Below are 14,362 nucleotides of genomic sequence, written 5' to 3' on the forward strand. Positions count from 1 at the left end.
TTCTCCATTGAGTTAACCCATCATGTTGTTGAGCTGTAAGATCGGCTGCAGGATCGCCAGAATAATGAACAGGACAATGCCGGCCATGCTGATCACCAGCGCCGGCTCAAACAGGCTCAGGACCAACGCAATGCGCTGATTAAGGGCGTCCTGTTGCATAGCGGCGGCCCGTTTCAACATGCTGCCAAGTTCACTGCTGCGTTCGCCCGCCGCGATCATGTGGCGCATCATCGGGGAAAAAAGATCGCTGTCCGCCAGCGCCTGATGCAAAGATCCCCCCTCCTGTACCTGCGTCATCGCCTCGAGCAACCGACGCCGGGCCTCCTCGTTATTCAACACCGCAGCACTGATATTCATGCTGTCCAGTAAAGGCACCGCGCTGAGCGTCAGGATGCTGAGAGTGTGTGCATAACGGGCCGTATCCAGATTCAGGAACAGGCTTCCCAGGTACGGCATGCGCAACAGATAACGGTGCCACACCAGGCGAAACCGCTGTTTTTTCAACTGCCAGCGAAAACCCAGCAAGGTCAGCACGACCACCGCCAGGCCAGAAGGCCCCCACCGACCGACGCCTTCACTGCACAGCAGGAGGATCTGCGTGGTTAACGGCAGCGTTTGTTTCATATGCACAAACTGTTCAATCACCTTCGGTACCACCGCCACCAACAGCACGCCGATCACCGCAATGGCGACCAGCGTCAATATCACGGGGTAAGTCATGGCCTGAGTCATTTTATTTTTGATTTTCTGCCGCTGTTCGACATAGTCCGCCAACTCGGTGAAGATCAGCGGCAATTGGCCGCTGCTCTCTCCGGCGGCCACCATGGCGCAAAACAGACGGTCAAAAACCGAGGGGAATTGCATCAATGCCTGCGACAACGACAAGCCTTCCAGCACATGGCTGCGTATGCGGGTGATTAACTGGATAACGGTTTTTTTTTCTGACTGACATGCGACGGTTAACAGTGCCTCTTCCAGTGGCAAAGCCGCCGCGATCAGGGTGGCGAGCTGCCGGGTCACCAGAGCCAGTTCGCCACTGCTCAAACGATGTCGGCGCCGAGCGGCCAGCAAAGTGGCGGCCATGCCGTTTCCCTGCGGCGCAATATGCGAGGGCGTCAGGTTTTGCTCACGGAGCCGTTGCCGGGCACTGCGCAAACAATCCGTCTCCAGTACCCCTCTGACGCCTTTGCCGGCAGCATCGTAGGCGTGATAGTTAAACTTCACCGCAATGATCCCCCCCAGTCACCCGCAGAACTTCCTCAATACTGGTTTCACCGGTCAGCAGTTTGCGCGCACCATCTTGCCGCAGGGTGTGTCGCGCCTGGCCGCAGAGTTGCTCTATCTCCTGCTCACTGCTGCCCAAATGAATGGCTTTGCGGATGGCGTCATCAATCAGCAGCAGTTCATGGATCCCCAGACGCCCACGGTAGCCCAGGCCATTACATTTTTCACAGCCGATCGGACGCCACGCGACCTGCTCAATCTCGACAGAGAGCTGTAGCGAGAGCGCTTGCTCTGCAGAAAGCACATAGGCCTGGCGGCAATGCGGGCACAGTTTTCGCACCAGCCGCTGAGCGAGAATGCCCGTCAGCGAACTGGCCAGCAGGAAGGGTTCGATCCCCATATCGCGCAGGCGGGTGATGGCGCCGATGGCGGTATTGGTATGCAGCGTGGACAACACCAAGTGCCCGGTCAGTGAAGCCTGTACGGCGATATGTGCGGTTTCGGTATCGCGTATTTCGCCCAGCAACACCACATCCGGATCTTGCCGCAGCAGGGCGCGTAACCCGCGGGCAAACGTCATATCGACCCGCGTGTTGACCTGGGTTTGCGAAATGCCCTTTAATTCAAACTCCACCGGGTCTTCTATGGTCATGATGTTGCGATTGCCGTCATTAATCTGCATCAGTAACGCATAAAGCGTGGTGCTTTTGCCCGAGCCGGTCGGGCCAGTCACCAGGATCACTCCATGGGGCTGATGAACCAGTCGCGTCAGCGCCGCGAACTCCACCGAGCGTATGCCCATCCTGGCGAGATCCAGACTGACGCTGCTTTTATCCAGCAGACGCATCACCACCCGCTCGCCGTGATTGGTCGGAAGCACGGACACCCGCACATCGACGGCCCGGCCGCCAATCTTCAACGTGATGCGGCCATCCTGCGGAATGCGCTTCTCGGCAATGTCCAGTTTGGACATCACCTTAATGCGAGAGGTCAGCAAGGCCGCCAGTTGATGCTGGGGAGTCAGAATGGTTTTCAGCACCCCATCAATACGAAAACGGATCACCAGTTCGCTGTCATAGGTCTCGATATGAATATCTGAGGCCCGCTCTTTAATGGCTTCACTGAGCATCGCATTAAGCAAACGGATAATTGGCGCATCGTCCTGTTCATCCAGCAGATCCTGGGTAGCCGGCAGCGCCTGCGCCAGGCTGTAGAAATCCAGCTCCTTGCCCAGGTCGTCCATGGTCTTTTGCGTATTGCTGTTGCCCTGTTGGTAATGTTCCAGCAACTTCTGCTCAAAGGCATTTTCGTCCAGCAAACACAGCGGAATGTCGGCCTCCAGCAGACGCGCAAGCTCGGCTAACGTGGCCAGGCCCACGTCCTGTCGACACCATAGGGTGTATTGGTTTTCTTCGCTGGTGAGTACTGCGTGATGCTGACGGGCCCAGGCATAAGACAAGCAGGGTGTATTCACGGCTCCCCCCGCGGGTAAAATGCATCAATTTGCCGTTGGACTCGCTGGAAGGTGCCATTCGCGGTGGAACCGACCCTATCGAGCTGCGCCTCCGCATGGGTTTTTAACGGAAGGGGTTGCGCGTCGAGTGATCGGAAGCGGGCCGCTTTGCGCATACTCTCTTGCGCGTATTCCTCGGTAGAGCGTATGACCGTCGGGCGAATAAACAAGATCAGATTCCGTTTGCTCTCTTTATGAGAGGTAGAGCGGAACAAAGCGCCAAGCAGCGGTATGCGTTCCAAAAACGGCACCGCACTTTTGCTGTCAGATTGCGACTTGTCCAGCAAACCGCCGACCACCACGGTCTCACCACTTTCAACCAGCACCGTGTTATTCACCGTCCGGATATTGAAAGTCGCGCCCAGGTTATCCTTATCCACCGAGCTGTTTTCCGCCACGCTGGAAACTTCCTGTTCGATCTGCAGCAGTACCGACTGCCCTTTGTTGATTTGCGGCTTGACCTTGAGCTTGATGCCGACGGTTTTGCGCGCCACCGTATTAAACACGTTGTCACTGTTGGTGGTTTGCGAGCCGGTCAGAATCGGCACATCCTGACCCACGCTAAACTCGGCATCTTCGTTGTCCAACGTCATGATGCTCGGCGTGGCGAGAATATTGTTCTGGCTCTGGTTACTGATGGCGGTGAGCAAGCCTGCCCAGTTACCGCTGTAAAATCCCGTGACCAGACCGTTGGCGTTTTTAAACACCTCCGTCATTCCCCCTTTAAAGCCGGGAGCGATCTGCGCCTGAGCGTTGCCGAACTGCGTACCGCCACCGTAACGGTTGGCCCATTGGATACCCAGGTTCAGACCGTCTGCGTTTTGCATTTCGACAATCACCGCTTCAACCAGTACCTGAGCCCGGCGAATATCAAGCTGCTCAATGACTTTTTCCAGGTTGCTCATCACGTCCGGTGTGGCGTTGATGATCAGCGCATTGGTCTGTTCATCTGCCTTGATCACCATGTTCTTCATGACGGAAACGTTGTTGCCGACCGTTTTTTTCTCGTCTTGCAGATTGGCGCTGACGCCGGACAACACTTCAAGCAGGCCTTGCGCTTTGGCATATTTCAGCCGGATCACCTTGGTATTCCCCTGGCTGGCTTTTTCTTGATCCAACTGCTGGATAATCCCTTCGATGCGCGCCTGCAGGCTCGGTTCACCGGCAATCAGCACGGTGTTGGTCCGTTCATCGGCAACCACTTTCATGCCGGGAAGCGCACCCTTTTTCGTGCGGTTTTCATCCCGAAATAACGTGGTGACAATGCTGACCACATCGGTGGCGGAGGCATGTTGCAAGGCGACAGAGACCACGCCGGCCTGTTCGGTACGATCCATTTCATGGGCCAGCTCAACCAGACTATTGACCACATCGGCACGGCCGGTGATCAACAACGCATTGCCACTTTCCAGGAACACCACGTTCCCGATACCAATGCTGTCGTTAAACTGGCGCATCAACGGCGCCACCTCTTTCGCCGCGATATTGTTCAGGGGCACAATCCGCATGATCAGCTCATCGCCTTCGGCTGGGGTATTCAGGGCGTTGAGCGCCGCCCTTTTGCCGTCTTTCGCCGGGATCACCTTCAGAACGTTGTTGGGCATGCTGATCACCGCATAACCATAGACATCAAGCACGTTGAGGAAAAATTGGTAATATTGCCCGGCATCCAGCGGCTCATAGCTGCGCACCGTAACCTTGCCTTTTACCGCATCGTCAATAATGATGGTTTTCCCCAGCGCCTTACTGGCTGTACTGATAAATTCGTGTATATCCGTTCCTTTAAAATTGGCGGAAAACGCCTCGGCCTGAACGGGGGCGGTCACCCAAAGCAGCATGATGAGCACTGCCATTAATGCGATCATTTTCGAGAAGAGCATATTTGTCATTTTTGCGCGCATGTACCAATGCCTGCCTGGAAATAAGTCGAGGTTGCACATATCTGTATCCGATTGCGGCCTGCTGTCATGCAACCGCTGTGTTTACACTCAATTTTCGAGCATTAATGCAGCATAAAATCCGTTTTCATTGATAATGATCCGGTCTGCCAATATTTTCACTATCGGATAAGTGTCATTTATTTTTTCGCCTGATACATAACTCTGCTGCCGACCTGAGCGTTCAATAATCGCCATGCCGGCATGGTCATCCTTATCGCACAGCAACCCCACCACTTTTACCGCTAACTTTGCTACAGGCGCCGCCATTAATAGGGCATTACTCAGTTTTTTTTCGGTAATACGGAAACGAGTTTGCTCTATCGGCATGTTGGCGTGAGCATTTGAATATAACAGGGTCAGTAATGGGTTAGCCTCCAATTCCATGGGTTTGCTGACTATAATCTGGGATAATTCTTTAATATTGGCTTCAGGAATTTCTTTTGCACTCGGAATTTCGTAACCGACCCAAAATACCGACAGCACCCCGAACAACAGAAATAGATACCCCAGCACTGTCGGCCATGCTTCTTTGTCAATACGGCCGATGATTGGCAGGTCGCCGTAAACAATGCCAAACCTCATGCAGCGTCTCTCACTCGTCGTAATGGAATGTAGGCATGCCTATCGAACTCAAACCACGACACTGGCAATAACTATATAATTAATAACGACAAGAAGCAGAACATTGCGAACCAACCTTTGCCGTTCACTTAGCATTCCGGCAAGTTTCTTATGCCATTTAGGCAATTTAACGGTGCGCTGGCTCAGGACTTCTTCCAGTGGCGAGTAGTTGAATCTCACGCCATATCGGGGGATGGTTTTGATGACTTCGGGAGGTATACCATGGCGGGAAAGCAACGTTCTGCATTGATATATTAATTGATGATAGTTGTTGTCAGTGATAGTAACGTGGTTATTTTCCCATACTGACTCTATCACTTCTTGCTTCTTGGTTACGCCACTGAGCAAAATACAAAAAAGTCGTCTCTGCAGTTCAGTAAGATGAATGGTTATATTTTTCGGCTTGATAATTAGGGTGCTACTTTTACTGTTCAGAACGAGAAAATCGTTTTCAACCAAAGACAACTTTTTCTCTGCGAGTGTCATAACTAAAATATACCCTTCAGCAATAATCCATTATTCCTCGTTATGAATAAGAGACCACATAGCCCGATAGCAGTCAAGGGTTAGCGACTAAAAACGCCGAGAGCAATAAGCTATCGGCGCTTAAAATTCATTATATAAAACAATCCTCACCAACTTTGTTGTATCAATGTTTTATCTTGTTGTGCATTATTTAATATCTACGTTATTAAAAGCAATAATAATAAACCAGAGCAATTTATAGAAATATCACCTGCCGGGGTAAAACTGGGAAATAGCGCAGCGGCAAGGCGAGAGGCCATAAAGTAAAATGGGCGCAAACCGAGTTGCGCCCATAGGATTTTAATGTGCCCGTTGCGCCGCCCCAGGCAGCTCCTCCGGCCGATGCTGGTAGTTGAAGGTCAGTGCGAAAATCACTCCCAATACCAGCGTATATAACGCGAAGATCAGCCAGATACTTTGCCAGTCCTTGACGCCGTTGTGGGTGAAGAAGTCCACCACCTCACCGCTGGCAATCGCCCCCAGATAAGCGCCGATACCGTTCACCATGGTCATAAACAACCCTTGTGCACTGGCACGAATGCGGTGATCGGCCTCTTTCTCAACGAAAATAGCCCCTGAGATATTAAAGAAATCAAAGGCGCAACCGTAGACGATCATCGAAAGCAGCAGCAGCACAAAACCGAAACCCGCCGGGGTGCCATAGGCCAGGAACAGGAAACGCAGGGTCCAGGCCGCCATGCTGATCAACATCACCTGTTTGATGCCATATCGACGCAAGAAGAACGGAATGGTGAGGATAAAGAACACCTCGGAGATTTGTGACAGCGACAACAGCACCGCGGGGTACCTGACGCTTATGCTGTCCTGATACAACGGGTTATTGGCGAAATCGTGCAGGAAGGGATTGCCGAAGGTGTTGGTGACCTGCAGTGCGGCACCCAATAACATGGCAAACAGGAAAAACAGCGCCATGCGCCGCTGGCGGAATAGCACCAGCGCGTCCAGCCCCAAAACGCTGAACCAGCTTTTCGATTTTTCCACTTTGCTGGTCGGGCAATTCGGCAGCGTCAGCGAATAACCCGCCAACAACAACGACACCCCGGAGGCCAGATAGAGTTGCAAATTGCTGAGTTCAATTCTGCTAAAACCGATCAACCACATCGCTACGATAAAGCCGACGGTGCCGTACACCCGTACCGGCGGAAAATCTTTCACCGTATCGTAACCGTGCTTCTCCAGGCAGAAATAAGAAATGGCGTTGGAGAGCGAAATCGTGGGCATATACACCATGGCGTTGAACAGCATCACCCAGAACATCACCATAGGTTGCTCAACCTGGGCGGCACAGTACAGTGCCAGCGCACCAAACAAATGACACAGCGCGTACAGGTAGTTGGCCTTGATCCAGCGATCGGCAAGAATGCCTGCCAATCCCGGCATAATCAGCGCCGCGATGCCTTTGGCGCTGTAGACCATACCCACCTGCATCCCACTGAAATGCAGGGTGTTAATCATGTAAGATCCCAGCGTAACCAGCCAGGCACCCCAGATAAAGAACTGCAGAAAAACCATCACCTTCAGTCGCGTTTTTATTGCCATCACCATCACCTTATTATTCTGATTAAAACGATGATTCGCACGACAGGGCCCCTGCACCCTGCCGTCGGGAGGTTTACGGCATTACCGCGTTTTGAAGAATTCGCGGATCAGGCGCATAAAGTCCTCTGCCGCCAACGCCGCACAGCTCAGGGTTTGCTCATGGGACAGCGGCGTATCGGACAGCCCTTCGGCGTAATTGGTCATCGCGGACACTACCAGCACTTTCAGCCCACAGTGACGTGCCGAGAGCACTTCCGGCACGATAGACATACCGACCACGTCGCAGCCCAGCGTTTGCATCATGCGGATTTCCGCCGGGGTTTCGAAGTTTGGCCCGGTGTAAGCGGCAAATACCCCTTCGGCCAGCGGAATGCCTACGCTTTCCGCCACCTGTGCCAACTGGCCGCGCAGCTCGCGATCGTAAGCGTTGGCCAGGCTGAAGAAACGCGGGCCAAAACGCTCGTCGTTATCGCCAACCAGCGGCGACTCAGGCATAAAATTAATGTGGTCGGTGAGTGCCACCAGGCTGCCCGGTGCCACCGACTGACGCAGCGAGCCGGCAGCATTGGTGGCCAGCAGGAATTCGCAGCCCAGCAGTTTGAAGGTGCGCACAGCGGTGGTCATCACCTGCATGCCGCGCCCTTCGTAGTAGTGACCGCGCCCTTTCATGCAGAGCACCGGCACGCCCTCCAGCCAACCGGCAACCAGTTGCCCGGCATGGCCCACCACGCCACTGACCGGGAAACCCGGCAGCTCTGCGTAGTCGATGGTCAGGGTGTCAGTCATCACCTCTGCCAGCGCGCCCAGCCCGGAGCCCAGTATCAAAGCAGCGTGCGGCTGGAAGTCCGGCAGCCTGGTGCGGATCACTTCGGCACAGGAAAAAGCATCTTCTTGATTAAACATTGTATTCTCTTCTATGAGGGGGGAGGTTATCCCCATAGTAGAGAGCGAGGCGCGGCGGCGACCAATACATTATTGGCGGCCGATTTATTCCATTTACCTATAAATTGGTAGCCCCAGGAGGCGATCATCAGCATCAAACAGCCCCAGCCACTGCCCGATCCCAGCCGAATTAACTTCCGCCTGCTGCACTATTTCCGCGTGGTAGCGGAGGAGATGAACTTCACTCAGGCGGCGCTGCGGCTGAATATTTCGCAGCCGCCGCTCAGCAAACATATTAAAGAGCTGGAGAGCCAACTGGGCGTGGAGCTATTCAAGCGTACCACCCGATCGATGGCATTGACGCTGGCCGGTCGCACGCTGTTTCACAATGTAGAAATGCTGCTCGATCAGGCCGGGCATGCGCTCAATCAGGTGCAGCAGTTGGGGCGCGGCGAGGCCGGGCACATGGTGGTCGGCATGGTCGGCACTTCGGTTTGGGGCGGGCTAATTCCGGCGCTGAAACGCTTTGCCGGGCAAACGGCCAACGTCACCTGGGCGTTAAACGAACTGACACCCAGCCAGCAGATTGCTGCGCTGCAAAAGCGTCATATCGATATTGGCGTCTGGCGCGAGGCAAAGGAGCAGGTATTGCCGGGGTTGGCGAGTCAGTTGCTGGCACGGGAGAATATTGCGCTGGTGCTGCCGCAGGGCCACCCACTGGCTCAGGCGGAAAGCCTGCCGCTCGCCGCGCTGCGGCATGAAAAATTCATTGTTCTGCCGCCGCACGAAGCCAGTTTGGGTCTCTATCTGCACAATTTGTGTCTGCAGCAGGGTTTCAAGCCGGATATCGCCTATCAGGTCAACGAACCGCAAACGCTGATGGCACTGGTGGCCGAAGGCTATGGCATCACGCTGCTGCCGGACAGTTACGGCCGTATTCCCTGGCCCGGCGTGCGTTTTTGCCCGCTGCAGCAGGCGCCGTCAGCGGATCTTTACGCTATTTATCACGCTGACAGCGCAACGCCGGTGGTGCAGGCGTTTCTGGAGATGCTGCGTACAGCTCCCCAGAACAAGTCTATGCAACGAGCTTAAAGCGCAGGCTGCACCATAAACTGGCCTGCGCTGCCGCGATCTGCCATCTCCAGCGTCTGGCTGTAGAACAGGAACGGGAAATGTTCCGAAGTGGACTGGTTGAAGTAAACCAGCAGCTCGACGTCGCCGTCGACCCATACCGTGTCCTTCCAGCCGCGATCTTCCGCCATCGGCTGCGCACCGTTGACCCGTTTCACCAGGAAACGTACGCCCTGAATATGGAACGCCTGCGGCGTATCCGCATGGATATTCCAGCGCTCCCAACTGCCCTGCTGGGTTTGCACATCGATACGGTTCATGTCCCAGATAGCCCCGTTGATCCCGGCCTGGCTATCGCCCAGACGGAACTCGCGGGTGCGGCTGACGCTGCCGTCCAGCAGTTCATCCGCCAGCAGGCGCATCGGCAGGTTATCGGTCACCAGCGGCAACAACCCGGTCGGTTTCAGCGTCAGAACCTGGGTAGAAACCAGGATGCTCGAAGGCTCAATCAGGCCACGCAGGCGATCCATAATGCCCGCAGCCTCGCCGGCGCTGATCGTCACTTCATCGCCTTTTGACATATCGATCAGTACTTCACGGCGCTCACCCGGCGCCAGTGACAGCTGCTGTACCGCTACCGGAGCCGGCAGGAAACCCTGATCGCTGGCGATCACATTTAACGGCCGACCGTCACTCAGTTGCAGCATGTAGCGACGTGAGTTGGAGGCATTGAGCAGACGCAGGCGCACCCAACCGCGTGACACTTCGACATAAGGATTTTGCACGCCGTTAACCAACAGCGTATCGCCGATAAAGCCGCCCTGCGACGGGGGAGCGTATTCCGGTGTGCCGAAGTTATCCAGTCGCTTGTCCTGAATGATCAACGGGAAATCATCGACGCCATAGTGGTTGGGCAGCGGCAATGCCTTGCTGACTTCGTCTTCGACCAGCCACAGCCCGGCCAGGCCGTTGTAAACATGCGGTGCCATGCGGTTGGGCGTGCTGGCGTGATACCAGCAGGTGGCGGCACTCTGACGGATTGGCAGCACCGGCGACCAGTCAACGTTAGGAGACATCATGCGCGGTGCGCCACCCATCAGGGTTCCCGGCACCTGCAGACCGCTGATGGTCATCGCCACTGGCTCCGGCAGGCGGTTGCTGTAGATCAGCTTGACGTCATCACCGTTGTAAACCCGCACCGTCGGCCCAAGGTACATGCCGTTAATGCCCCACACCGACGTCTTGCGGTTATCCATAAATGCCCAATGGGCGCGCTGCAAGGTTAAAAACAGCGGCTGGCCGCGGCGGGACTCCAGCAGCGGGGGAATAGGTAATGGGGTCTGCATTCCGCTCGCCTCAGCCCTCAGCGGCACGGCTCCTGCGCACAGCGCCAAGCCCGATGCCTGAATAAACTGACGTCGACTGAGTGACATATTTTCTCCATGAAAAGCAATGACTAAACCGTGTGCAAAGACCGGGCTCCTGTTAATCAGATTAGCAGGAGCCCAGGCGTTAACGGCGTTTTACGCCGTTTAAAAGTTCATTCTTTGAAGCCGGTAGGAATATTATTTTCCGGCTGCATTGCGCTGGGCAACTTCTGCGTCCAGCTCGGCAATTTTCGCCAGCATCAGCTCATGGCAATGGGCTGCCAGCTCACGCACATTTTCTCTACCGTAATTACTGATATCGATCGGTTCCATCACTTCTACGATCGCATGACCGTTATCCCAACGGTTAAGATTAATTTTACCGCTGGTGGTGGAAACGCAGATCGGCACAATCGGCACCCCGGCAGCGATTGCCGCGTGAAATGCACCGGTTTTAAACGGCATCAACCCACGCCCGCGGCTGCGCGTACCTTCTGGAAACATCCAGACCGAAATATCACGTTTTTTAAACTGTTCAGCCACCTGGGCAATGGTACCGTGCGCCTTGGCGCGATTATCCCGGTCAATCAGCAAGTTACCGGTCACCCAATACAGCGGGCCGAAGAACGGAACCCACAGCAGGCTTTTTTTACCCACGGTCACGGTGCGCGGCTGCACCGCTTTGGCGGCCGTCACCATATCGTAGTTATTCTGGTGGTTGGCAATATAAATGCAGTTGCCGTTTTTGGCCGCATCGGCCGGTACCCGGACTTCCACTTTCAGACCAAATAACCCGGACAGGCGACCAAACAAATGACCGAACGTCGCCACATGGCGGGGATCACGGGGGCGGAATACCAAACAGTAAATAGAACCGAAAATGCACACCAGAAGACAATACAGAGTGGCGAGCACGGCACGTAAAATTAATAACATAACAACCTCATTAGCACACTGCCGGCGCAGCCTGAAACGCTGCGCAGATCCCTTTACTCATTCTTTGATTGCAGGGTTCGAAAACCTGCCCTGCCTTTTTTTGCTATTTTCCCGCCAGCCGACGAAACGCACAATAATTTTATGCCGGGAAATGTTAACTATTTGAAAATAATTGCCGGTGGTGGGAAATAAAGCGGGCGCAGTATGCTGCGCCCGTGGGGTTATCCAGCCTTCACAGGCTTATTCTTCGCTGTCACCGCCAGGCACACGTGCCGGGGCATCAACCTCTACGCGATCGATTCGCTGCAGGCCACGTGGCAGTGAGGTGCCTTTACGGCCACGTTCCGCACGGAACTTCTGCAAATCTTCCGGACGCAGCGTCAGCTTGCGTTTACCCACGTGCAGGGTTACAGAGGTTTGCGGCGGCAGCACGAACAGCCATGCCAGCTTGTCTTCACCGGATGCGGCCTGTGCCGACGGGATGGAGACAATCTTGTTGCCCTTGCCCTTCGACAGTTGCGGCAGGTCGGCAACCGGGAAGAACAACATGCGCCCGGCAGCAGTGATCGACAGCAGCATGTCATCTTCACCGTGGATTTCCATCGGCGCCAGCGCTTTGGCATTATCCGGCAGAGTAATCATCACCTTACCGGCACGGTTACGCGCCACCAGATCGTTGAAGGTACAGACAAAGCCATAACCGGCATCGGAAGCCATCAGCAATTTCTGGTCGTCCGCAGCCATCAGCACCTGTTCAATGGTCGCGCCCGGCGGTGGCGTCAGCTTGCCGGTCAACGGCTCGCCCTGCCCACGCGCCGAAGGCAGCGTCAGCGGATCCAGTGCGTAGCTGCGCCCGGTGGAGTCGATAAACACCACCGGCTGGTTGGTCTTGCCACGTGCCGCACTGCGGAAGCTGTCACCGGCCTTGTAGCTCAGGCCACTTGGATCGATATCGTGGCCCTTGGCGCTGCGCACCCAGCCCATTTCAGACAGCACGATAGTCACCGGCTCCGACGGCACAAAGTCATGCTCGCTCATCGCCTTGGCTTCTGCACGCTCGGTAATCGGCGAGCGACGATCGTCGCCGTAGGCCTGCGCATCGGCCTGGATCTCTTTTTTGATCAGGGTGTTCAGCTTGCGCTCGGAGGCCAGCAACGCCTGCAGTTGATCGCGCTCTTTGGCTAACTCATCCTGCTCACCGCGGATCTTGAACTCTTCCAGCTTCGCCAAATGGCGCAGTTTCAGTTCGAGGATCGCTTCGGCCTGGGTATCGGAAATACCAAAGCGCTGCATCAGCACCGGCTTGGGTTCGTCCTCGCTACGGATGATGTGGATCACTTCATCAATATTGAGGAACGCCACCAGCAAACCTTCCAGGATGTGCAGGCGTTTCAGTACTTTTTCCAGACGGTAGTTCAGGCGGCGACGCACCGTATCGCGACGGAATGCCAGCCACTCGGTGAGGATTTCCACCAGCCCTTTCACCTGCGGGCGGTTGTCCAGACCAATCATGTTCATGTTGATGCGGTAGCTGCGTTCCAGATCGGTCGTGGCAAACAGGTGATTCATCACCTGATCGAGATCGATTCGATTCGAGCGTGGCACAATCACCAGCCGCGTTGGGTTCTCGTGATCGGATTCATCGCGCAGATCTTCGACCATCGGCAGCTTTTTGGCACGCATCTGGCTGGCAATCTGCTCCAGCACCTTGGCACCGGAAACCTGGTGCGGCAAGGCGGTGATCACCGCGCTGCCGTCTTCTTTACTCCAGACGGCGCGCATGCGGACCGAGCCACGACCGTTCTGATAAATTTTGCGGATTTCTTCACGCGGGGTAATGATCTCGGCTTCGGTCGGGTAATCCGGGCCCTGTACGAACTCGAACAACTCTTCCAGCGAAGCGCCAGGCTTGTCGATCAACGCCACCGCAGCGGCGGCCACTTCACGCACGTTGTGGGGTGGAATATCGGTCGCCATACCCACGGCAATACCGGTGGTACCGTTCAGCAGGATGTTGGGCAGGCGGGCCGGCAACATCTTCGGCTCCTGCATGGTGCCGTCAAAGTTCGGCACCCAGTCAACCGTGCCCTGGCCCAATTCGGCCAGCAGCACTTCCGCATATTTGGACAGGCGGGATTCGGTATAACGCATCGCGGCGAAGGATTTCGGGTCATCCGGCGCCCCCCAGTTCCCCTGGCCGTCTACCAGCGGATAGCGATATGAGAATGGCTGCGCCATCAACACCATGGCTTCATAGCAGGCACTGTCGCCGTGCGGATGATATTTACCCAGCACGTCACCCACGGTACGGGCAGATTTTTTGAATTTGGCGCTGTTATTCAGCCCCAGCTCAGACATGGCGTAAATGATGCGGCGTTGTACCGGCTTCAAACCGTCACCAATGTACGGCAACGCCCGATCCATGATGACGTACATGGAATAGTTCAGATAGGCGTTTTCAGTGAATGTGTGCAGCGGTAAACGCTCTACACCGTCATGAGTCAGATCACTCATTACTCAATTATCCTCAGACCGTGGCTTGGCAATCCCTGGACGACAAAGGGTTGATTCTGTCCGCGATAGTAACTCATCAGCGGGGTGGCTGTCACAGATGGCGCAGCAATCGTCCGGTGTCGCGGGTTCATCGGCCGATTTTATGCAAAATTTCGCTATCCCACGGCGCATTTATTGACTCACAGTCAACACTGTTGTGCGCTGGATCC

11 protein-coding genes are annotated in these 14,362 nt (G+C 55.2%); 1 reads left to right on the top strand and 10 read right to left on the bottom strand.

Annotated elements, in window-relative coordinates; all coding sequences use genetic code 11:
• Window positions 1–12: 12 nt before the first annotated feature.
• The 7 genes from gspF to xapA form a co-directional block, all read right to left on the bottom strand.
• Complete coding sequence (gspF, locus tag ACNT1W_RS22970; protein WP_419246183.1) at window positions 13–1,224, bottom strand: type II secretion system inner membrane protein GspF; 1,212 nt, start codon at window positions 1,222–1,224, stop codon at window positions 13–15.
• The gene (gene gspE / locus ACNT1W_RS22975) at window positions 1,214–2,719 is read right to left on the bottom strand and encodes a type II secretion system ATPase GspE (protein ID WP_419246886.1); all 1,506 of its coding nucleotides are present in this window, start codon (window positions 2,717–2,719) and stop codon (window positions 1,214–1,216) included. Before gspE ends, gspF begins: the two co-directional genes overlap by 11 nt.
• On the bottom strand, window positions 2,695–4,638 hold the full coding sequence (gene gspD, locus ACNT1W_RS22980) for a type II secretion system secretin GspD (protein WP_411228006.1): 1,944 nt from the start codon (window positions 4,636–4,638) through the stop codon (window positions 2,695–2,697). Before gspD ends, gspE begins: the two co-directional genes overlap by 25 nt.
• Window positions 4,639–4,725: 87 nt before the next feature.
• A complete protein-coding gene (locus tag ACNT1W_RS22985; protein WP_419246184.1) occupies window positions 4,726–5,259 on the bottom strand; it encodes a type II secretion system protein N in 534 nt (177 codons plus the stop codon).
• Window positions 5,260–5,307: 48 nt separating this feature from the next.
• Window positions 5,308–5,784, bottom strand: a complete 477-nt coding sequence (locus ACNT1W_RS22990) for a winged helix-turn-helix domain-containing protein (RefSeq protein ID WP_012146952.1) — start codon at window positions 5,782–5,784, stop codon at window positions 5,308–5,310.
• Window positions 5,785–6,123: 339 nt separating this feature from the next.
• Entirely contained in the window at window positions 6,124–7,383 is a 1,260-nt protein-coding gene (locus ACNT1W_RS22995) for a nucleoside permease (protein WP_112364227.1), read from the bottom strand.
• An 81-nt stretch (window positions 7,384–7,464) separates the two neighbouring features.
• Window positions 7,465–8,286: a xanthosine phosphorylase gene (xapA, locus tag ACNT1W_RS23000; RefSeq protein WP_419246185.1), complete on the bottom strand. Its 822-nt coding sequence runs from the start codon at window positions 8,284–8,286 to the stop codon at window positions 7,465–7,467.
• A gap of 132 nt (window positions 8,287–8,418) precedes the next feature.
• Here xapA and ACNT1W_RS23005 point away from each other — a divergent pair, with 132 nt between their 5' ends.
• Complete coding sequence (locus tag ACNT1W_RS23005) at window positions 8,419–9,357, top strand: LysR family transcriptional regulator (RefSeq protein ID WP_419246887.1); 939 nt, start codon at window positions 8,419–8,421, stop codon at window positions 9,355–9,357.
• On the opposite strand, the gene ftsP is transcribed toward ACNT1W_RS23005, so the two are convergent.
• The 3 genes from ftsP to parC form a co-directional block, all read right to left on the bottom strand.
• Window positions 9,354–10,769, bottom strand: coding sequence for a cell division protein FtsP (ftsP, locus tag ACNT1W_RS23010; protein WP_112364139.1), 1,416 nt, complete (start codon window positions 10,767–10,769; stop codon window positions 9,354–9,356). The genes ACNT1W_RS23005 and ftsP overlap by 4 nt on opposite strands.
• Window positions 10,770–10,901: 132 nt before the next feature.
• A complete protein-coding gene (locus tag ACNT1W_RS23015) occupies window positions 10,902–11,639 on the bottom strand; it encodes a 1-acylglycerol-3-phosphate O-acyltransferase (RefSeq protein WP_012146957.1) in 738 nt (245 codons plus the stop codon).
• Window positions 11,640–11,879: 240 nt separating this feature from the next.
• Window positions 11,880–14,153 (bottom strand): DNA topoisomerase IV subunit A, encoded by a 2,274-nt coding sequence (gene parC, locus ACNT1W_RS23020; RefSeq protein ID WP_419246186.1) that lies wholly within the window; start codon window positions 14,151–14,153, stop codon window positions 11,880–11,882.
• Between the last annotated feature and the right edge of the window lie 209 nt (window positions 14,154–14,362).

This window comes from Serratia sp. NFX21, from assembly GCF_048517035.1.
GTDB classification, from domain to species: Bacteria; Pseudomonadota; Gammaproteobacteria; order Enterobacterales; family Enterobacteriaceae; genus Serratia; species Serratia quinivorans.